This window comes from Streptomyces sp. RP5T (assembly GCF_003933965.1).
GTDB lineage: Bacteria > Actinomycetota > Actinomycetes > Streptomycetales > Streptomycetaceae > Streptomyces.
This window is the reverse complement of sequence record NZ_RSAJ01000091.1, coordinates 1-21,650: the sequence shown is the minus strand read 5'-3', so window position 1 is coordinate 21,650 and position 21,650 is coordinate 1. Positions and strand designations below refer to the sequence as shown.

Here is a 21,650-nt window from a genome sequence, read left to right as displayed (position 1 = left end):
CTCCCGGACCGTCTCCTCCTTCCGGGACTCCCCCGCGGCCCGGACCATGCTGCCGGTGCGCGCCGTCTACGCCGAGCCCGCGGCCGCCGCGTCCCTGCGGGGCCGTGAGATCCTCGCCCGCTTCCCCGCCGCGCGGGTCGTCGAGGTGGACTCCCACTGGCGCATCCCGGGCCTGCACGGAAACGAGGACAACGTCGAGCGCTGGGTCCGGGTCAAGGGCGAGACCCTGGTGCTCGGCGAGCGCAAGACCCTCACCACACGGCCCAACGGCCGCTCCGCCGACTTCATCGCGCCCGGCCCGTCCAACGGCTGCGCGATGGCCTGCGCCTACTGCTACGTGCCCCGCCGCAAGGGGTACGCCAACCCGATCACCGTCTTCACCAACATCGACCGGATCATCGGCCACCTCGGACGCCACATCGCCCACCAGGGCCGTAAGAGGGAGCCCAACCAGTGCGACGAGAGCGCCTGGGTGTACGACATCGGTGAGAACGGCGACTGCTCGGTAGACGCGCTCATCTGCGACAACACCGCGGACCTGATCACCGCCTTCCGCCGGTGGCCCACCGCCAAGGCGTCCTTCGCCACCAAGTTCGTCAACCCCGACCTGCTGACGCTGGACCCCCGCGGCCGTACCCGGATCCGCTTCTCGCTCATGCCCGCGACCGACTCACGGCTGCTGGACCTGCGCACCTCCGCGGTGGGCGACCGCATCGCCGCCGCGGCCGACTTCGTGGACGCGGGCTACGAGGTCCACTTCAACCTCTCCCCCGTCGTCCTGCGACCCGGCTGGCAGGACGACTGGACCGGGATCCTGCGGGAGCTCGACGACGTCCTGCCCGACCGGGTGAAGCGACAGGCCGCCGCGGAGATCATCATGCTCACCCACAACCAGGACCTGCACGAGGTCAACCTCGGCTGGCATCCACGCGCCGAGGACGTCCTGTGGCAGCCCGACCTGCAACAGGGCAAGCGCTCCCAGAACGGGGCGGACAACGTCCGCTACCGGGATCACGTCAAGGCGGACGCCGTGCGCGCGCTGCGCGAGCTCGTCTCCCGCCACGCGCCCTGGCTGCGGGTGCGCTACGCCTTCTGACGACACGCCGTTCAGTCGGTGGTCAGGGGCACCGTCCACTCCACCAGCGTGCCGGTCGGGTCGGCGGCGGTGAGGCAGAACGAGCCGCCGAGTTCCTCGGCCCGGCTGCCCATGTTGGCCAGTCCGCTGCGGCGGGCGACGGCGGGGTCGATCCCGCGTCCGTCGTCGGTGACCGCCAGCCTCAGCACCCGGTCCGAGGCCTCGACGGCGACGTCCACACGGCAGGCCCGGGCGTGCCGGGCGGCGTTGGACAGAGCCTCGCGCAGCACGGCGAGGAGGTGTTCCGCGTGGGAGGCCGGCACGTCGGTGTCCAGCAGTCCCGTCATGCGCAGGGCTGGAGCGAAGCCGAGGGTGTGGGTGGCCTCGTCGGTCAGGGCCAGCAGCCGCGCGCGCAGACCGCCGGACCGCGCCTGACGGTCACGGTGCTGGAGACCGAAGATCGTGGAACGAATGATCTTGATGGTGTCGTCGAGGTCGTCCACGACGCGCTGGATGCGCTCGGCGACCACCGGCTGGTCACGGACCCGGCCGAGCGCCGCCTGGAGGGTCAGCGCGTCGGCGAACAGCCGCTGGATGACCTGGTCGTGCAGATCGCGGGCGATGCGGTCCCGGTCGCCGAGCAGCGTCAGCTGTTCGGCGTCCCGGCGGTGCTCGGCGATCTGGAGCACCAGGGCCGCCTGGTCGGCAAAGGCGAGGACCATGTCGACGGCGGCCGCGTTGAACGGCGGTTGACCGACGCCGTTGGCCACCTGCAGCACACCGCGCACCCGCTCGTTGTCGCCGACCGGTACGAAGAACGCCGGTCCCAGCGGCACGACGGCGGCGCTGCCTCCCACCGCGCGGGGATCGTCGCTGAGGGCGTCACTGATCACGGACTCCCCGGTGGAGTACACCTTGGCCGCCAGAGTGGTGGCCGGCAGCGCGAGACCGAGCACCCGGTCCGCCTGCTCACCCGCCGCGGCCTCCACCACCAGTTCGTCGCCCGTGCTCAGCGGCCGGGCGAGGGTGACCAGGTCGGACCCGGTCATCTCGCGGACGGTGTCGGCCAGCGAGTGCAGGATCTCGTCGGGGGGCGTCCCCGACAGCAGGGCACGGGTCATGTCCGCGCTCGCGGCCAGGCGCCGCTCGCGGTGACGGCTGTCGTCGTACATGCGGGCGTTGTCGATCGCCACGCCGGCGGCGGCCGCCAGGCTGGTCAGCACCGCCTCGTCGTCGGCGTCGAAGGGCAGCCCGCCGCGCTTGTCGGTCAGGTACAGGTTGCCGAAGATCTTCTCCCGGACCTGCACCGGAGCACCGAGGAAGGTCCGCATGGGAGGATGCCCCGCCGGGAAGCCCACCGAGTCCGCGTGCTCCCCGAGGTCGTCCAGGCGCAACGGGTGCGGCTCGCGGATCAGCAGCCCCAGGATGCCCTGGCCGTCGGGGTAGTGGCCGATCCGCTCGATCGTCCCCTGGTCCATGCCGACGGTGATGAACTGCCGGATCGTGCCCTCCTCCCCCAGCACACCCAGCGCCCCGTACTCGGCGTCCACCAGCTCGACCGCGGACTGGACGATCCTGCGCAGCAGGTCGCCCAGTTCCAGGTCGCTTCCGATCGCCACCACCGCGTCCAGCAGCGTCTGCATACGGTCCCGGCCGCCCCGCACCCGCTCCACGTGCTCCTGCAGCTCGCTCAGCAGCGCGTCCATGCGGAGCGGGGCGACGGTCCCGGGACGGTCGTGTCCCGACCGGTCTGCCGCCTGCGCGTCTTCGTTCCCTCGTGCGTTCCCTCGACTGGCCACGGGACCAAGCATGCCCGAAGGGCCCTACCGGCAGACACCACATGCCTGGTACGGAGGACTCGCGCCCTGTCGGCGCGAGCGGGAGCCCGGGTCAGTAGGCCGGTGTCCCGTGGGCGCGGAACCGTTCGCGGACCTGTTCCGTGAGACGGGGGTCCGGGGCGGGCGTGTCCTTCAGCGGGAACGGGATGCCCAGGGCCTCGTACTTGGCCGCGCCGAGTTTGTGGAACGGCAGGACGTCCACACGGTCAACGGTGTGCAGGCCGGCGACGAATTGTGCGAGTCCGTCCACGGCCTCCAGGTCGTCGGTCCAGCCGGGCACCAGGACGTACCGGATCCACATGGGCACGCCGAGGCGGTTGAGCCGGGTGGCGAAGTCCAGGGTGGGGGCGAGGTCGCCGCCGGTCAGTCTGCGGTAGGTGGCGATGTCGAAGGACTTGATGTCGAGGAGGACCAGGTCGGTGTCGGCGAGGAGTTCGTCGGTGGCGCGGGCGCCGAGGAAGCCGGAGGTGTCGATCGCGGTGTGCAGTCCGGCCTCCTTGCAGCGGCGCAGCAGGGCTGCGGTGAAGGCCGGCTGGAGCAGTGCCTCCCCGCCGGTGACGGTCACGCCGCCGCCGGCGGTGGTGAGGAAGGGCCGGTACTTCTCGATCTCGGCCATCACCTCGTCGACCGTCGCCTCCCGCCCGTCGCGCATGTGCCAGGTGTCGGGATTGGCGCAGTACAGGCAGCGCAGCGGGCAGCCGCTGACGAAGAGGACGAACCGGGTCCCGGGACCGTCCACGCCGGTGGACAGGTCCCAGGAGTGGATCCGGCCGGTGACCGGCCCCGAGGTCAGCGTGCTCACAGCGATCCGTGGAAGGTGCGGCTGATCACGTCGAGCTGCTGCTCGCGGGTCAGGCGGACGAAGTTCACCGCGTACCCGGAGACCCTGATCGTCAACTCGGGGTACTTCTCCGGGTGTTCCATCGCGTCCTCCAGCGTGGCCCGGTCGAGGACGTTGACGTTCATGTGGAAGCCGCCCGCCGCCGTGTACCCGTCGAGGATGCCCACCAGGTGCCCGGCCCGCTCCTCGGGCGCGTGGCCCAGGCCCTCGGGGGTGATCGTCGTCGTCAGCGAGATCCCGTCGCGGGCCGCCTCGTACGGCAGCTTCGCCACCGACAGCGCGGAGGCGACCACCCCGTGCCGGTCGCGGCCGTTCATCGGGTTGGCGCCCGGCGCGAAGGGCTGTCCGGCGCGGCGTCCGTCGGGGGTGTTGCCGGTGTGCTTGCCGTACACCACGTTGGAGGTGATGGTGAGCACCGACTGGGTGTGCTCGGCGTCCCGGTAGGTGGGGTGCCTGCGGACCTTCTCCATGAACGACTCCACCAGGTCGACGGCGATGCGGTCGGCGCGGTCGTCGTTGTTGCCGTACGCCGGGAAGTCTCCTTCGGTGCGGAAGTCGACGGCGAGCCCGGTGGCGTCCCGGAACACCTTCACGCGCGCGTACTTGACGGCGGACAGGCTGTCCGCGGCCACCGACAGACCGGCGATGCCGCACGCCATGAAGCGGTGCACCGGATGGTCGTGCAGGGCCATCTCCAGGCGCTCGTAGGCGTACTTGTCGTGCATGTAGTGGATGACGTTCAGCGCGTCGACGTACGTGGCGGCCAGCCAGTCCAGGACGCGGCCGTACGCGGCCACCAGCTCCTCGTAGTCGAGGTGGTCACCGGTCAGGGGCGGCATCTCGGGTGCGACCTGGTCGCCGGTCATCTCGTCCCGGCCGCCGTTGACGGCGTACAGCAGTGCCTTGGCGAGGTTGACCCGCGCCCCGAAGAACTGCATCTGCCGGCCCACCGCCATCGCCGAGACACAGCAGGCGATCGCGGTGTCGTCACCGGTCCGCGGGCACAGCAGGTCGTCCGACTCGTACTGGACGGCGCTGGTGTCGATCGAGACCTGGGCGCAGTACTCCTTGAACCCCGCCGGCAGCCGGGGCGACCACAGCACGGTCAGGTTGGGTTCCGGCGCGGGGCCGAGGTTGTAGAGGGTCTGCAGGAACCGGAAGGAGGTCCGGGTGACCAGGGTGCGTCCGTCGGCCCCCATCCCGCCGATGGACTCCGTCACCCAGGTCGGGTCGCCGGAGAACAGGGCGTCGTACTCGGGGGTGCGCAGGAACCGCACGATCCGCAGCTTGATCACGAAGTCGTCGATCAGCTCCTGGGCGCGGCTCTCGTCGATCAGCCCGTTCTCCAGGTCCCGCTGGAGGTACACGTCCAGGAAGGTGGAGGTGCGGCCGAGCGACATCGCGGCGCCGTTCTGCTCCTTCACCGCCGCGAGGTAGCCGAGGTAGAGCCACTGCACGGCCTCGTGGGCGGTGGCCGCGGGGCGGGAGACGTCGCAGCCGTACGTGCCGGCCATGCGGGTCAGTTCACCCAACGCCCTGATCTGCTCGGCGAGTTCCTCCCGGTCGCGGATGACGTCGGCGCTGGAGGGGAGGGCGTCCAGCGCGGCGCGCTCGGCCTTCTTGGCCTCGATCAGCCGGTCCGTGCCGTACAGCGCCACGCGCCGGTAGTCGCCGATGATCCGGCCGCGGCCGTAGGCGTCCGGCAGCCCGGTGATGATGCCGGCCTTGCGTGCCGCGCGCATCTCGGGCGTGTAGGCGTCGAAGACTCCGGCGTTGTGGGTCTTGCGGTAGGTGCCGAAGACCTCCGTCACGAACGGGGAGGGCTCGTAGCCGTACGCCTTGAGACCGTTCTCGACCATCCGCAGCCCGCCGTTCGGCATGATCGCGCGCTTGAGCGGGGCGTCGGTCTGGAGTCCGACGATCAGTTCGCGGTCGCGGTCGATGTAGCCGGGCGCGTGCGAGGTGATCGTCGAGGGGGTGGCGGTGTCGACGTCGAGCACACCGCGGCGGCGCTCCTCCGGGAACAGCGAGCTGACCTTCTCCCACACCGCGCGGGTGCGGTCCGTCGGCCCGGTGAGGAAGGACGCGTCGCCCTCGTACGGGGTGTAGTTGTCCTGGATGAAAGCGCGTACGTCGACGCGCTCACGCCACCCGCCTCCGGCGAACTGCCGCCAGGCGTCGGCGGTGCGGGGGCCGACTGTCACCGTCGCGGTCATCACAGGTCCTCTCGTCGGGTCTGTCCGTTCACTGCCGATCCTCGTCCTGTCCGCGTCAGGGCAGCAGTGCCGGACAGGGCACCGCGGCGGACCGTGAGGTCCCGGCCGAGCGGGACGTTCGGCCCTCCCGCCGGGCGGGGTGCGTCGTGGGAGACAGCCGGTCTCCGTCGGGGGACGGCGTCAAGCCGTCGACCGGCTCGCTCACTCGTGCGGGACCACGGCCACGGGGCAGGCGGCGTGATGCAGGACCGCGTGGACGACCGGACCGGTGTGGGCGCCCATGCGTCGGCCGGCCCCTCGGCGGCCCACCACCAGCAGGGAGGCGTCGCGTGCCGCGTGCACCAGCGCGACCGTCGCCCGCCCCTCGATGACCGACTCGGTCACCGGGACGGTGGGGTACTTCTCCCGCCAGGCACCGAGCACCGCGGTCAGCGCGCGCTCCGCGTCCGCCCGGGCCTGCGCCGTGGACACCACCGGCGGGCCCGGCAAGGGGTCCGGGGAACCCGGAGGAGCGACGAACAGCGAGGCGTCGGACACGCCCCGGCCCGGCGTGCGGAAGGCATGGACGACCCGCAGACCGGTGTCGCGCCGCCGCGCCGCGTCGAACGCGAAGTCGATGAGCTCGTCGCAGGGGTGACCGTTGTGCAGCCCGAGGACGACCTCGCGGTAGGGCGTCCGCGGGATCTCCTCCGGAGCGACCCCGTCGGCGGCGGGAAGATGGTCCTCGGCCGCACCGCGCCCGGCCCGGACCAGCACCACCGGTCGCGTGGAGCGGGCCACCACACGCTGGGACACCGATCCCGTCACGAACCCGGCGAAGGACCCGAGGCCGAGCGAGCCGAGGACCAGCATGTCGCAGTCCGCGGCCACCAGCACGGTGACCGTCGCGTCGCACACCAGTCGCTCGGTGACCTTCAGGTCCGGGTGGGCCGACCGCACACTGTGCACGGCCTCCCGCAGGATCTCCTCGGCCCAGTCGTGCTCGGTGCGGCCGAACGGGACGTCGGGCGCGGGCCGGGGGTGGCGGTACCAGGCGTGCAGCATGGTGAGGCCGCTGCCCCGCCGCTGTGCCTCGTGGGCCGCCCAGTGCGCGGCGGCGAGGCTCGCGGACGTACCGTCGAGCCCTACGGCGATGTCGTGCGGCATGACGTGTCCTCTCCCGAGCCGGTGACTCCCCCCTGTCCGTGAGCTTCCACCCCGGGCACCCGACGCCCAAGGGCCGTTCGGCCCCGGTTCGGCCCTCCTCGGGTCCCGTGCCCGGGGCCGGCGGGCCTCGGCTTCCGTGAGGTCCTCCCGGGCCGGTGCGGACACAGGGCCGGTCGGCCTCCCCCGCAGGGACCGCCGGCACCTCCCGTACGGCGCCGGCGGCGTCCGACGCTGAAGGGACCAAGCCCCCGGCTGAGGAGCGCCCGTCATGGTCCGTTACGTGTACGACTTCACCCAAGGTGGCCGGGACATGGCCGACCTGCTCGGCGGCAAGGGAGCGAACCTCGCCGAGATGACCCGGCTGGGCCTCCCCGTGCCCCCGGGGTTCACCATCACCACGCAGGCGTGCCGGGCCTACCTGGACACCGGCGGTGAGCCCGCGGGCCTGTGGCGGGAGATCTCCGTGCACCTGACCGCCGTCGAGACCGCCGCGGGGCGGCTGCTGGGGCAGCCGGACGACCCGCTGCTGCTGTCCGTCCGCTCCGGGGCCCGCTTCTCCATGCCGGGCATGATGGAGACGATCCTCGACATCGGCCTGAACGACGAGTCCGTCCTCGGCCTGGCCAAGGTCTCCGGCAACGAACGTTTCGCCTGGGACTCCTACCGCCGTCTCCTGCAGATGTTCGGCAGCACCGTCATGGGCGTCGACTCCGCGCACTTCGAGCGGGCCCTCACGGACCTCAAGGAGGCACGCGGGGTCCCCGACGACGTACATCTGACGGCCGACGACCTCACCGGACTGGTCGAGACGTTCAAGGACCTGATCCACCGGGAGACCGGCGAGTACTTCCCGCAGGCCCCGGCCGACCAGCTGCGCCGCGCGGTGCTGGCCGTGTTCGAGTCCTGGAACGGTGAACGCGCCCGCCTGTACCGGCGGCGTGAGCACATCGCGGACGATCTGGGCACGGCCGTCAACGTGCAGCGCATGGTGTTCGGCAACCTCGGATCCGACTCCGGCAGCGGGGTCGCCTTCACCCGCGACCCGGCCACCGGGCGGCCCGGCCTGTACGGCGACTACCTGCCCGACGCACAGGGCGAGGACGTCGTGGCCGGCATCCGCAACACGGTGCCGCTCACCGAACTGGAGCGCCTGGACCCGCACTCCCACGCCCAGCTGCGCGCCCACATGGAGAGCCTGGAACGGCACTACCGCGACCTGTGCGACATCGAGTTCACCATCGAACGCGGCACGCTGTGGATGCTGCAGACCCGGGTCGGCAAGCGCACCGCCGAGGCCGCCTTCGCCATCGCCGCCGAACTCGGGGACGAAGGGCTCATCACCGCGGACGAGGTCCTCGCACGGGTGGGCGGGGAACAGCTGGCCCGGCTGATGTTCCCCCGGTTCGACACCTCGCAGACCGGTGAACCCCTCGCCCACGGCCTTCCCGCCTCGCCCGGCGCGGCGGTCGGTGCGGTCGTCTTCGACTCCGCCGAGGCCGTGCGGCGCGCGGCGGCAGGGGAAAAGGTGGTCCTGGTCCGCCAGGAGACCACCCCCGACGACCTGCCCGGCATGATCGCCGCCCAGGCCGTCCTCACCAGCCGCGGCGGCAAGACCAGTCACGCGGCCGTCGTCGCCCGGGGCATGGGCAAGGTCTGCGTGTGCGGCGCCGAGGAACTCTCCGTCGACATCGAGGACCGTCACTTCACCGCCCCGGACGGCACCGTCCACGAGGAGGGCACCATCGTCTCCGTGGACGGTTCCGCCGGCTGCGTGTACGCCGGATCGGTGCCGCTGACCGACTCGGCGGTCATCCGTTACCTGGAGAGCGGCGCCACGGGCGAGGACACCTCGGGCGTGGTCGACGCGGTCGCCCGCGTCCTGGCACGGGCCGACGGCGTCCGGCGCCTGGAGGTGCGTGCCAACGCCGACACCCCCGAGGACGCCGCCCGGGCCCGCCGGTTCGGCGCGCAGGGCGTCGGGCTGTGCCGCACCGAGCACATGTTCCTCGGCGAGCGCCGCAAGCTGGTCGAGGCGATGATCCTGGCCCGCGACGAGAGCGAACGCGAGGACGCCCTCAGCGCGCTGCTGCCGCTGCAACGCCGGGACTTCACCGGCATCCTGGAGGCGATGGACGGGCTGCCGGTCACGATCCGGCTCATCGACCCGCCCCTGCACGAGTTCCTGCCCGACCGCACCGACCTCGCCGTGCGCATCGCCACCGCCGAGGCCCAGGGCGCCCTGCCCGATCCCCGTGACACCGAACTCCTCGCCGCGGTCAACCGCATGCACGAGGAGAACCCGATGCTCGGCCTCCGCGGCGTCCGTCTCGGCCTCGTCGTGCCGGGCCTGGTCGCCATGCAGGTACGGGCGATCGCCGAAGCCGTCGTGGAGCGCACCAGGGCCGGCGGTTCCCCGCGGGCGGAGATCATGGTGCCGCTGGTCGGCGCCGTCGAGGAACTGCGCATCGAACGCGAGGAAGTGGAACGGGTCCTGACCGAGGTCGCCGAGGAGTCCGGTGTCGCCGTGCACTGCCCCGTCGGCACCATGATCGAACTGCCCAGGGCGGCCCTGACGGCCGGGCGGATCGCGCAGGAGGCGGAGTTCTTCTCCTTCGGCACCAACGACCTCACCCAGACCACCTGGGGCTTCTCCCGCGACGACGTCGAGGCGGCCTTCTTCTCCGCGTATCTCGACAAGGGCATCTTCAGCGCCTCGCCGTTCGAGACCCTCGACCGCGACGGAGTGGGACGCCTGGTGCGGATCGCGGTCGACGAGGGCCGTGCCGCGCGGCCCGACCTGAAGATCGGCGTCTGCGGCGAGCACGGCGGCGACCCCGACTCCGTGCACTTCTTCCACGCGGCCGGGCTGGACTACGTCTCCTGCTCCCCGTTCCGCGTGCCGGTCGCCCGGCTGGAGGCGGGACGGGCCGCGCTGGAGTCGACCGAGGGCAGCGACAGCAGGTGACCGAGGTGACGGGGGGACGACGGGGGGTGTCGCTCCGCCCCGGTCGCCCGGCGCCGCATTCCGGGCCGACGGGTACCTCGACGTCGTACGCGCGCGTGGAGGCGGCCGGCCGGGAGCCCGCCTGCCGCCTCCACGGACCTCCGCGCGAGGACACACGGCACCCCGTGGCACCGAGCAGCTCGGACCCGCGGAACGACGGCCGTACCGCCCCCGTGGCGTGGCGGCCCCGAACAGCACGGACACCGTGGCGCCCGGTGGGGAGCGGACCCGGTACGGATCAGCTCCCCACCGGCCCGGCACCGCGGCAGCCCAGGAGTGACCCGCCATGACAACCCACACCGTCGGTCAGGTGATGACCAGCGACGTCGTCCAGGCACGGCGTACGACGTCCTTCAAGGACCTCGTCCGGCTGCTCGACCATCACCACATCAGCGGTCTGCCCGTGGTCGACGACGACGACAAGGTCATCGGCGTCATCTCCGGCACCGACCTGGTCCGCGCGCAGGCGCACCGGTCGGCGAGGGACCCCGACGGCGCCGTCACCGCGCACGACCTGATGACGAGCCCGGCCATCACCGTGCACCCGGAGCAGACCGTGCCGGAGGCGGCCCGGTTGATGGAACGCCGCGGTGTCGAACGCCTCCCCGTGATCGACGAGGAGGACCGGCTCATCGGCATCGCGACCCGCCGGGACCTGCTGCGGGTCTTCCTGCGGACGGACGGCGACATCCGGCAGCAGGTGACCGAGGAGGTCCTCGTCGGCCGGCTGGGCCTGCGGCCCGGGGCCGTCGACGCCCGTGTCCGCGACGGCGTGGTCACCCTCGACGGCCGCGTCCCCCTGCGCAGCCAGATACCGGAGGCCGTGCACACGGTGTGGCGGCTGGAGGGCGTCGTCGGGGTGGTGAACGCCCTGGCCTTCGACGTCGACGACTGCGGCCCGCCGGCTTCGGCCGGCACGGACCCCTCTCGCTCAGGGGCGCGGTGAGCCTTCGCCGACGACCGTGTGCCGCCGGGTCGGGCCGGCACGGCGCCCGAGCGCTCGGGGTGCGGTGAGCCGACACCGACCATCACACGCCGGCGGGTCCGGTCGGCACCGGCCGTCCGCCTTCCGGGAACGCGACGAGCCGAGTCCCACCGCGCCTTACCACCGGATCCATCCGTTACGGGCCCCTCGACCCGCCCGGCAAAGCGTGAGCGACGGCCGGGCCGAGGGGCCCCGTGCCGTCAGGGCCGGACGGTCCCGGGAGGGGTCCTTCGGCGACTGCGACGGGCCGTGGGCGCAGGTGAGAGTTGATCCAGGAAGCGGCCGCCGCCAGAGCGCCGCTCCCCCTTCGCCGCCGGACCCGCACGGCGGCCCCTGACATCGGAGGCAGACCACCATGACCCGAAACGACGCGCGGAGCGAGGCCACGGCCGGCGACAAGGTCCCCTCGGACACCGCGGTCGCCGTGGACCGTCTGGTCACGGCCGGTCTGAAGGCGCTCGCCGACTACGAGTCGCTGACCCAGGAGCAGATCGACCACATCGTCAAGAAGGCCTCGGTCGCCGCCCTGGACCAGCACACCGCGCTGGCCCGCCTGGCCGTCGACGAGACCGGACGCGGTGTCTTCGAGGACAAGGCCGCCAAGAACATGTTCGCGTGCGAGCACGTCACGCACAGCATGGGCCGCATGAAGACCGTCGGGGTCATAGGCCGTGACGACATCGAGGACATGGTCGAGATCGCCGAGCCCGTGGGGGTGGTCGCCGCGGTCACCCCGGTCACCAACCCGACCTCCACCACGCTGTTCAAGGCACTGATGGCCCTGAAGACCCGCAACCCGGTGGTGTTCGCCTTCCACCCCTCCGCCCAGCGCTGCAGCGCCGAGGCCGCCCGTATCGTGCGGGACGCGGCCGTCGCCGCCGGCGCACCGGAACACTGCGTGCAGTGGATCGAGAAGCCGTCCGTCGAGGCGACCGGCCTGCTGATGCGCCACCCCGGCGTCTCGCTGATCCTCGCCACCGGCGGCAACGCCATGGTCAAGGCCGCCTACTCGGCCGGCAAGCCCGCCCTGGGCGTCGGCGCGGGCAACGTCCCCGCCTACGTGCACCACACCGCGAAACTGCGCCGGGCCGTCAACGACCTGGTCCTGTCGAAGTCCTTCGACAACGGCATGATCTGCGCCTCCGAGCAGGCGGTCATCCTGGACACCGGCATCTACGACGCGGCCCTGCAGGAGTTCCGCACGCTGCACGCCCACCTCGCCGACGCCGAGGAGAAGGCGAAGCTGGAGGCGTTCCTCTTCCCCGTGTCCGGCGGCTCGGGCGCGGGCTGCGAACCGAAGGTCAACGCGGCGGCCGTCGGCCAGAGCCCGGCATGGATCGCCGAGCAGGCCGGGTTCACCGTGCCGGAGAACACCTCGATCATCCTCGTCGAGGCCGAACGAGTGGGCCCGGACGAGCCGTTGACCCGCGAGAAGCTGTGCCCCGTGCTGGCCGTGCTCCGCGCCCGGGACGAGCGCCACGGTTTCGACCTGGCCGCCGACATGGTCGCCTTCCACGGGCAGGGCCACAGCGCCGTCATCCACACCGGGGACACCGCGCTGGCCGAGGCGTACGGCATGCGCATGAAGACCGTTCGCGTCATCGTCAACGCCCCTTCCTCGCAGGGCGCGATCGGCGGCATCTACAACGGTCTGCTGCCCTCGCTGACGCTCGGCTGCGGCTCCTGGGGCAGCACCTCGGTGTCGAACAACGTCTCCGCCGCCCAGCTGCTGAACGTCAAGCGGGTCTCGACCCGGCGCAACAACCTCCAGTGGTTCAAGGTCCCGCCGAAGATCTACTTCGAACCGCAGGCCATCCGCTACCTGACCTCCATGCCCGACGTGCACCGCGTCACCGTCGTCACCGACGCCACCATGACCCGGCTCGGCTTCGTCGACCGCGTCAGCCGGGTCCTGCAGAACCGCCCCGAGCCGGTCACCCTCCAGATCATCGACAACGTCGAACCCGAGCCGAGCATCGACTCGGTGCGGCACGGAGCCCGTCTGATGGGCGACTTCCGCCCTGACACGATCATCGCGCTCGGCGGCGGCTCCCCCATGGACGCGGCCAAGGTGATGTGGCTGCTGTACGAGCAGCACGCCGCCGGCAACGAGATCGACTTCACGGACATGCGGCAGAAGTTCTCCGACATCCGCAAGCGCGCCTTCCGCTTCCCGACCCTCGGCAAGCTCGCCCGCCTGGTGTGCGTGCCCACCACCTCCGGCACCGGCGCGGAAGTCACCCCGTTCGCTGTCATCTCCGACCCCGCCACGGGCAAGAAGTACCCGCTGGCCGACTACGCCCTCACCCCCAGCGTCGCCATCGTCGACCCGCTGCTCACCGCCGCCCTGCCGGCCACGCTCGCCGCCGACAGCGGCTTCGACGCCCTCACCCACGCCATCGAGGCGTACGTCTCCGTGTACGCCAACGACTTCACCGACGGCCTCGCCCTGCACGCCATCCGCCTCGTCTTCGGCCACCTGGAGGCGGCGGTGACCGACCGCGCCGGGTCGCCCGAGGCACGGGAGAAGATGCACAACGCCGGGACCATCGCCGGCATGGCCTTCGGCAACGCCTTCCTCGGCATCGTCCACGCCATGTCCCACACGCTCGGCGCCACCTTCCACGTCGCGCACGGACGCACCAACGCGGTCCTGCTGCCGCACGTCATCCGCTACAACGGCACCGTCCCCACCAAGCTGACCGGCTGGCCCAAGTACGAGAGTTACCGCGCCCCCGAACGCTTCCAGGACATCGCCCGCACCCTCGGCCTGCCCGCCGCGACCCCGGCCGAAGGCGTGGAATCGCTCGCCCGGGCCGTGGAGCGCCTGCGGGACGCCGTCGGCATCGAAGCGACGTTCCAGGCGCTGGGCATCGACGAGCAGACGTACCTGAACGCCCTCCCCCAGCAGGCCCTGAACGCCTACGAGGACCAGTGCGCGCCCGCGAACCCGCGGATGCCGATGCTGGACGACATGCAGGGCATCATGCGCAGCGCGTATTACGGGTGACGGAAGAAGACCCTGACGGGGCGGAGCCGACGACGACAACGCGTCGGCTCCGCCCCTGCGGTACGGCGGCGACGCCGGGCCGGCCCGGGCATGGACGCGACGTGTCGGACGTTCGGACGTGATGAACCGGTGCGCTCGTCGCGGGAGTTGTCGGGGCGACAGAAGACGACCGGGTGGCGCCTGTTGCGGCGCCACCCGGTCGTCCTGTGTTCCTGTGCCGTGCCCCGGCCCCGGTCAGTCGTGCGGGACGACCGCCACCGGGGAGGTGGCGTGGTGCAGCAGTGCCTGGGTCACCGGTCCGATGTGCGTGCCGACCGCCGACCGCCGGATCCTCCGGCCCACGACCACCAGGGCCGCGTCGTGGGAGGCCTCGATGAGATGGGGGCCCGCGCCGCCGACCGTGGTCTGGGTGATCACCTCCACCGCGGGGAACTTCTCCTGCCACGGCTGCAGCACCTCGGCGAGTTCGCGGCGGACGCGCCCGTTCATGTCGTCGTCCAGTTCGGGCATGAGGTCGCCGCCGTAGTAGTAGGGCGGCACCGTCCAGCCGTGGACGACACGCAGACGTGCCCCGCGCCGGGCGGCCGCGTCGAACGCGAAGTCGATCACCGCGTCGTCGGGCTTGTCCAGGTCGAGGCCGAGAACGACATCGCGCACCACGGTTCCGGCGGGGCGGGCGCCGGCCCGCTCCTCCTCGCCGGGTTCACGGGACCGTACGAGCACCACCGGCCGCTCGCTCCCGGCCAGGACGGCGAGGGAGACCGAGCCGAGCAGGAATCCGGTGACCCTGCTCAGGCCACGGGACCCCAGGACCAGCAGTTCGGCGTCCTCCGCGGCCCTCAGCAGGGCCTGGACGGGCAGTCCCGGGATGTCTTCGGCGTCGATCCGCAGACCCGGATACCGGTCCGCGAGACGGGTCCGCGCTTCGTCCAGGAGGCGCTGCGCGGCGGCGAGCTGCACATCCCGCGGCGGCACCGGCATGCCCAGTCCGCCCGCCGGAACGTAGACGGGAGCCTGCCACTCGGAGGCGTTCACCAACCGCAGGGGAAGGTCACGCAGGAGTGCTTCACGGGCGGCCCAGTCGGCGGCGGCGAGGCTCTCCGGCGAGCCGTCCAGTCCGACGGTGAGAGTGCGGGTCATCGATGACCTCCTTCAAGGTGCTTCGAGTCTCCGCTCCGTGCCGCCCGGTCGACAGGGACCACTGGTCCCGGCCCGGCGGCCGACGGTCCCGTTGCGGGCGCCGCGCTCCGCGGCTCCCCTCCGGCGGAGTACGTGCGGTGTCGGGTGCCGCTGTGTACCCATAACCTCCAAGGGAGCAGCAGGACGACGCGAGAGGTTGCCACCGGTGGCTCTGAACAACGCACAAGAGACAGTCGCTGACTCGACCGCCGACATCTTCACGTCGCCGATCAGCGAGAACCCCCTCCCGAAGCGGGTCATGCCGGACGGACCGGCGCCCCCGAACGTCGTGTTCCAGCTGCTGCGCGGCGAACTGCTTCTCGACGGCAACGCGGCCCAGAACCTCGCGACGTTCTGCACCACCTGGACCGAGGACGAGGTCCGGCGCCTGATGGATCTGTGTCTCGACAAGAACATCGTCGACAAGGACGAGTACCCGCAGACCGCGGAGATCGAGTCACGGTGCGTCAACATCCTCGCCGGCCTGTGGCACGCGCCGAGCGGCGCCGAGGGCACCGACCCCGCCGTGGGATGCTCCACCACCGGTTCCAGTGAGGCCGCCATGCTGTGCGGACTCGCGCTGAAGTGGCGCTGGCGCGACCGCCGACGGGCCGCCGGGCAGTCGACCGACCGGCCCAACCTCGTGTGCGGGCCGGTCCAGGTGTGCTGGGAGAAGTTCGCCCGCTACTTCGACGTGGAGCTGCGCCAGGTGCCGGTGGAGCCCGGCGCGACCGGCCTGCAGGCCCATCAGCTGCGGGAGTACGTCGACGAGAACACCATCGGGGTCGTGGCGATCCTCGGGGTGACCTACACCTGCACCTACGAGCCCGTCGCGGAGATCGCGGCCGAACTCGACCGTATCCAGGCCGAGACCGGTCTCGACGTCCCCCTGCACATCGACGCGGCGTCCGGCGGGTTCATCGCCCCCTTCCTCCACCCCGACCTGGAGTGGGACTTCCGGCTGCCCCGGGTCGCCTCCATCAATGCCTCCGGGCACAAGTACGGCATGGCCCCCCTCGGTGTGGGCTGGGCCCTGTGGCGTGACAGGGCGTCGCTGCCGGAGGACCTGATCTTCCACGTCGACTACCTCGGCGGCGACATGCCCACGCTCGCCCTGAACTTCTCCCGCCCCGGCGGGCAGGTCGTCGCCCAGTACTTCATGTTCCTGCGCCTGGGCCACGAGGGGTACCGACGGGTCTACCAGGCCTGCGCCGAGACGGCCCAGCACCTCGGCCGCCAGGTCGCCGACATGGGCCCCTTCACCCTCCTCTACGACGGTGTCGGAGCCCTGCCGGCCGTGTCCTGGACGCTGACCGACCCGGCCTCGGTGAGCTGGAGTCTGTACGACCTCTCCGACCAGCTCCGCATGCGCGGCTGGCAGGTCCCGTCGTATCCGCTGCCGCCCGACCGGCAGGAGACGGTCATCCAGCGGGTACTCGTGCGGCACGGGGTCGACCGCGACCAGATCGAACTCCTCGCCGAGGACATGCGCCGGGCGATCGAGCGCCTCGACAGGGGACACCCGCACGACGAAGACCGCATCGGCTTCCACCACTGAGTTCCGGCTGCCGGAGGCGCCGGGTTCAGTGGAGGATCTTCTCCTTGGCCTGCTGGAATTCCGCGTCGGTTATGTCGCCCCGGGCGCGTACCTCGGAGAGCTTGGCGAGCTGCTCGGCCTCGTTCCCGGGCGTGCCGCGGGCGGTCTCGCGAATGTAGTCGTCGAACGCCTGCTGCTGGGCCCGCGCCTGCCGCTCCGCGCGCTTTCCCATGCCCTTGCCGCGCGCCAGGACGTAGACGAACACGCCGAGGAAGGGAAGCACGACCACGAAGACCAGCCATCCGGTCTTGCCCCACCCACCGAGCGTGTCGTCGCGGAAGATGTCGCCGATGATGCGGAAGAGCAGGACGAGCCACAGGATCCACAGGAAGATCCACATGACCGTCCAGAACGCTCCGAGGAGCGGGTAGTCGTAGGCCAGATTCATGTCACAGCTCCTTCTTCCTCGCCTCCGTCGGGCAGCAGGGCGAGCCCGAAGGCCTGGCCGATACCGCGCGCGGCGCTCACCACGCGGGCGCTGCCGACGACGGGGGCGATGGCCACGAGGGTGCCCCGGATCCGTTCCGGGTCCACACCGGCCTCGTCGGCCGCGCCGATGTTGAGCAGGTACGAGGCGGGGGCGGCCCCCATGGCCACCAGCGCCGCGATGCGGGTCAGCAGATACGTCTCGGGGTCCAGTCCGGATCGTTCGAACGCGTTCATCGTCATCTGGACGAGAGTGTCGAACACGGGGGCCTCTGCCTCGCCGGGGGTGCCGACGTCCTGCGCCCCGGACGTTGTCTCCGCCATCTCCGGCTCCTTTCCTGGGGTTTCGGGTTCCGGTGGTGTGTCAGTCGGTCATGAACCAGCCGCGTACCTGGGCCTCGTGGTCGACGTAGCGTTCGCCCGAGACATCGACGACGACCTTGTCGATCGTGCCGCCGGTGAACGGGAACGGACCGTCGTAGTCGGAGGTGACCGGTGAGGCGTCGTCACGGCCCACGCAGATGCCGTCGCCGACGACGCAGAAGAAGCCGGGCTGAGTGACGATGTGGTCGCTGCCGACCTCCTCGTCGTCCAGGTAGAGGATGAGCGTCCCCTCGGTGCCGGGCATGGCGGGGTCGGCGCTGCGGCCGCTCGCCGCGAATTCCGCGGTGAGCACGTGCTTGCCGGGCGGGATGTCCTGGTCGGCGTCCACGACCTGCAAGCGGGAGCCGACCCAGTTGTACGCGTAGTGCAGGCGGTGGTCCTTGACGTAGAAGCTGTGGCCGCCCGCCACTCCTCCGTGGGCGTACAGCACGCCTTCGGCGTCGGCCGAGTCGACGTCGACCCCGGCGGCGATCACGTACGAGCGGCCACTGGTCATGACACCGGACTGCTCGGGCACCGCCGCGCAGTCGGGGTAGTACACATACCGCTCGCGTTCGAACGTTCCGTGCGGGCGATCGGCCAGGGCTTGTTCCAAGGCGGTGCGGTCGTCCAGCGGCAGCCCGTTGTAGATGCCTGCGTAGTAATACCAGAGGCTCTTGAGGGTCTCCAGCCTGGCCGGCTCCTGCGCCGCCAGGTCCTTCGACTGCGCGCGGTCGGCGGTCAGGTCGTAGAGCTCCCACACATCGTGGGCGAAGTCGCCCCAGCCACTCAGCGGCGGGTGCACCGTGCAGACCAACCAGCCCTCGTGATAGAGGGATCGCTGCCCGAGCATGGCGTAGAACTGCGTCTGACGGCCGGGCGCGGCGGGATCGGTGAGGGATGCCCTGAAGCTCTCGCCCTCAAGGGGGCTTTGGGGGTGGCCGTTGATCACCTCCGGGGGCTCGATGCCGAGCAGGTCGTAGAGGGTGGGCACGACATCGACCGCGTGGACGTACTGCTCGCGCACCTCCCCCCTGGCGTCGATGCCCGCGGGCCAGGCGACCAGACACATGTCGGCCACGCCGCCCTCGTAGCCGGCCCAGCGCTTCCAGTACGGGAACGGTGTGTCGAACGCCCAGGCCCAGCCGGTGTTGTAGTGGTTGTAGGACTTCGGGCCGCCGAGTTCGTCGATGTGTTCCAGGGACAGGGCGGCCGGGCTGGGCAGGCCGTTGAAGAAGCGCCACTCGTTGAACGTCCCGTCGGGGCCGCCCTCGCCGCTGGCCCCGTTGTCGGAGACGGCCACGATGATGGTGTTGTCGAGCTCACCGGAGGCTTCCAGGAAGTCGAGGACCCGGCCGAGCTGGTCGTCGCTGTAGGAGACGTAACCGGCGAAGACTTCGGCCATCCGGGTGAACAGCCGCCGCTCCACGTCACTCAGGTCCTTCCAGGGCCGCACGGTGTCCATGAGCGGCCAGGGCTGTCCGTCCGGGCCGGTGACCGCGGGCTCGCCGTGCGGGTTGATCGCGGAGAGTTCGGTGTTCTCGGGCAGCAGTCCCATGTCCTTCTGCCGGCGCAGGATGCCCGGGCGGATCGCCTCGTACCCCTCGTCGAAGACGCCCCGGTAGCGGTCGGCCCACTCCTTGAAGACGTGGTGCGGCGCATGGGCGGCGTCGAGGGAGAGGTACATGAAGAAGGGCTTGTCCGGGTCGACGACCTTCGCGTCCCGGATGAACCCGATCGCCTTGTCGGAGAAGTCCTTGGCGATGTGGTAGCCCTCTTCGGGCGTGGCCGGCGGGCCGACCTGGTGGTTGTCGTGGATGAGGTCCGGGTACCAGCAGCTGGACTCGCCGCCGAGGAAGCCGTAGAACCGCTCGAAACCGCGCCCCAGTGGCCAACGCCCTTTGTAGGCGGCCATGTTGGATTCCTCACCGGGAGTGAGGTGCCACTTGCCGACGCAGTACGTGTTGTAGCCGCGTTCGCTCAGGACCTCGGAGATGAAACCGTTCTCGAACGGGATGCGCGTGGAGATCCCGGGGAATCCGGAACTGAACTCGGCGATGGTGGCCATGCCGTTCGAGGTCGCGTTCCGGCCCGTCAGCAGCGAGGCCCTGGTGGGGGAACACAGTGCCGTGGTGTGGAAGTTCGAGTAGCGCAGCCCCATGTCGGCGATCCGTGACATCGTCGGTGTCCGAACGGGACCTCCGAAGCAGTCCATCGTCCCGTAGCCGACGTCGTCCCATGCGATCACCAGCACGTTCGGGGCGTTGTCGGGTGCCTTCGGCGCGAGGAAGGGTGTCCAGTCCGGCCGGGAGTCGCGGACGTCGAGGGCGATCTTCCCTCGGAAGGGCTTGGCCATGACGGTTCTCCTCGTGCCCCGAGTCCTGACAGGCTGCCGTGCCTTCCACTCTTGTCACGGAAGACTCCTTGTGCCTCACCCCTCGCGGGTGACGCTTCCGGCCCGGCGTCATCGTGCGCTCAGGCCCCGCCTCGGGGCTGTCTCGGGAACGGGAGCCGCCTCGTGCAGCTCCCTGCCCGTGGCCGCGGTCCTGTCGTGCCAGCGGCCGTAGCGGTCGGCGAGAGGGACGGCGGAGACGCCGTGCAGGAGGACGCTGAGGCCCACGGTGGCGGCGACCACCCTGCCGAGCAGCCCCACACCGTGGACGTGCTCCTCCAGAACGAGCAGGCCCAGCACCACGGACGCCAGGCCCCGGGGCCCGAACCATCCGATGTAGGCGACCGTGGGCGGCCGCAGTCCGCTCCCCGCGAGCGCGAGGGCCACCGGCAGCATCCGCACGACCGTCAGACTGAGCAGCGCATAGCCGACGACGCGCCAGCTCAGATCCTCCAGCGTGGGGCCGAGCAGCACCGCGCCGAAGACCAGCAGGCTGAGCGAGGCCAGGAGACCCCCGAGGGTCTCGCTGAAGCCGCCGATGCTGCCGGGGCCCTCCAGCGGGGATGGGGACCGCCTGCCGACGGGGAAGCGGCGCAGGGCGAATCCGAAGAAGTATCCGGCGACCCAGGCCGCGATGAAACCGCTGCCGTCCACGACCACGCCCAGCGTGTAGGAGCCCGCGGCGACGGCCGGGACGAACAGCTGCGCCCACTCCCCCGAGACCCATCCGCGGGCCTGTGCCGCCGCCAGCAGCCATCCGCCGCCCCCGCCGACGAGCAGTCCCAGCACCGCGCTCAGCACGAGCGCGCGCCAGAACACCCCGGCCGTGCCCTCCTGCGCGGCGGAGGTACCCGGAATGCCGGCGAGGAAGAGGACGAAGAACGGCAGCACCATGCCGTCGTTCAGACCGCTCTCCACATTGAGTCCCTGCCGAACGAGCGCCGGGACCCGCGGGCTGGTCATGGCCGTCTTGCCGAGGGCCGCGTCCGTCGGGGCGAGGACGGCGCCCAGCAGGGCCAGTTCCCAGACACTCAGTCCGGGCAGCAGCAGCCATGCGAGCAGCCAGCCCGCCCCGATGCTCAGCGGCAGACCGATGCCGAGCAGACGGCCCGGAAGGAAGCCTCCCGATCGCAGATCGTTTGGACGCACCGCCATGGCGTCGGTGAAGAGCACCAGTGTCAGGGCGGCCTCCATCAGGGTGAGAATCTGTCCGGCTTCGGGCTCGGGAGCGATCACGCCGAGTACGGCGGGCCCCAGCAGCACCCCGCAGCCGACGAACACGATCGCCGACGACACAGGCGTCGACGCCAGTCGGCGGGAGCCCAGCGCGTACGCGGCGGTGACCCCCGCCACCGCTACCCCTGTCCAGGCTTCACCGCTCATCGACCGGCCCTTTCGCGCTAGGTGTATTGCCCCGTGAGGTTGGGGACGCGGCTGGCGGGTGGTTGGCTCTTGAGCGCGGTGTGTCCGCGGTGGTGATTGTAGGTGTGCAGCCAGTCGGGGAACGCTGCGCGTCGTTCCTGCTCTGACCGATAGGGCTTTGCGTAGGCCCATTCGTCGAGCAGGGTGCGGTTGAAG

15 protein-coding genes are annotated in these 21,650 nt (G+C 71.2%); 5 read left to right on the top strand and 10 right to left on the bottom strand.

Going from position 1 to position 21,650, the window contains the following annotated elements:
* On the top strand, positions 1-1,096 hold a 1,096-nt coding region (locus tag EHS43_RS12845), incomplete at its 5' end, for a spore photoproduct lyase family protein (protein WP_125190865.1).
* 11 nt (positions 1,097-1,107) lie between these two features.
* Here EHS43_RS12845 and EHS43_RS12840 read toward each other — a convergent pair.
* The 4 genes from EHS43_RS12840 to EHS43_RS12825 form a co-directional block, all read right to left on the bottom strand.
* Entirely contained in the window at positions 1,108-2,781 is a 1,674-nt protein-coding gene (locus EHS43_RS12840) for a GAF domain-containing protein (RefSeq protein ID WP_260470507.1), read from the bottom strand.
* 184 nt (positions 2,782-2,965) lie between these two features.
* Complete coding sequence (gene pflA, locus EHS43_RS12835) at positions 2,966-3,715, bottom strand: pyruvate formate-lyase-activating protein (protein ID WP_125190862.1); 750 nt, start codon at positions 3,713-3,715, stop codon at positions 2,966-2,968.
* The gene (gene pflB / locus EHS43_RS12830; protein ID WP_125190860.1) at positions 3,712-5,970 is read right to left on the bottom strand and encodes a formate C-acetyltransferase; all 2,259 of its coding nucleotides are present in this window, start codon (positions 5,968-5,970) and stop codon (positions 3,712-3,714) included. Before pflB ends, pflA begins: the two co-directional genes overlap by 4 nt.
* Before the next feature lie 201 nt (positions 5,971-6,171).
* Entirely contained in the window at positions 6,172-7,116 is a 945-nt protein-coding gene (locus EHS43_RS12825; protein ID WP_125190858.1) for a universal stress protein, read from the bottom strand.
* 268 nt (positions 7,117-7,384) lie between these two features.
* Here EHS43_RS12825 and ppdK point away from each other — a divergent pair, with 268 nt between their 5' ends.
* The 3 genes from ppdK (at position 7,385) to adhE (ending at position 14,115) form a co-directional block, all read left to right on the top strand.
* Complete coding sequence (ppdK, locus tag EHS43_RS12820; protein WP_125190856.1) at positions 7,385-10,081, top strand: pyruvate, phosphate dikinase; 2,697 nt, start codon at positions 7,385-7,387, stop codon at positions 10,079-10,081.
* A gap of 325 nt (positions 10,082-10,406) precedes the next feature.
* Entirely contained in the window at positions 10,407-11,066 is a 660-nt protein-coding gene (locus tag EHS43_RS12815; RefSeq protein ID WP_185806230.1) for a CBS domain-containing protein, read from the top strand.
* Between the two features lie 394 nt (positions 11,067-11,460).
* Positions 11,461-14,115 carry a bifunctional acetaldehyde-CoA/alcohol dehydrogenase gene (gene adhE, locus EHS43_RS12810; RefSeq protein WP_125190854.1) on the top strand — a complete coding sequence of 885 codons (2,655 nt, stop codon included), beginning with the start codon at positions 11,461-11,463 and terminating at the stop codon, positions 14,113-14,115.
* A 234-nt stretch (positions 14,116-14,349) separates the two neighbouring features.
* Here adhE and EHS43_RS12805 read toward each other — a convergent pair whose 3' ends face one another.
* Positions 14,350-15,255 carry a universal stress protein gene (locus EHS43_RS12805; RefSeq protein ID WP_125190852.1) on the bottom strand — a complete coding sequence of 302 codons (906 nt, stop codon included), beginning with the start codon at positions 15,253-15,255 and terminating at the stop codon, positions 14,350-14,352.
* 211 nt (positions 15,256-15,466) lie between these two features.
* Here EHS43_RS12805 and EHS43_RS12800 point away from each other — a divergent pair, with 211 nt between their 5' ends.
* The gene (locus tag EHS43_RS12800) at positions 15,467-16,852 is read left to right on the top strand and encodes a glutamate decarboxylase (protein ID WP_125190867.1); all 1,386 of its coding nucleotides are present in this window, start codon (positions 15,467-15,469) and stop codon (positions 16,850-16,852) included.
* A 25-nt stretch (positions 16,853-16,877) separates the two neighbouring features.
* Here EHS43_RS12800 and EHS43_RS12795 read toward each other — a convergent pair whose 3' ends face one another.
* The 5 genes from EHS43_RS12795 to EHS43_RS12775 form a co-directional block, all read right to left on the bottom strand.
* Positions 16,878-17,279, bottom strand: a complete 402-nt coding sequence (locus EHS43_RS12795) for an SHOCT domain-containing protein (protein ID WP_125190850.1) — start codon at positions 17,277-17,279, stop codon at positions 16,878-16,880.
* Positions 17,276-17,641: a carboxymuconolactone decarboxylase family protein gene (locus EHS43_RS12790; RefSeq protein WP_125190848.1), complete on the bottom strand. Its 366-nt coding sequence runs from the start codon at positions 17,639-17,641 to the stop codon at positions 17,276-17,278. Before EHS43_RS12790 ends, EHS43_RS12795 begins: the two co-directional genes overlap by 4 nt.
* Before the next feature lie 40 nt (positions 17,642-17,681).
* Positions 17,682-20,036: an arylsulfatase gene (locus EHS43_RS12785; RefSeq protein WP_125190847.1), complete on the bottom strand. Its 2,355-nt coding sequence runs from the start codon at positions 20,034-20,036 to the stop codon at positions 17,682-17,684.
* Between the two features lie 108 nt (positions 20,037-20,144).
* Entirely contained in the window at positions 20,145-21,455 is a 1,311-nt protein-coding gene (locus EHS43_RS12780) for a cation:proton antiporter (RefSeq protein WP_125190845.1), read from the bottom strand.
* A gap of 17 nt (positions 21,456-21,472) precedes the next feature.
* On the bottom strand, positions 21,473-21,650 hold a 178-nt coding region (locus tag EHS43_RS12775; protein WP_148104039.1), incomplete at its 5' end, for an integrase core domain-containing protein.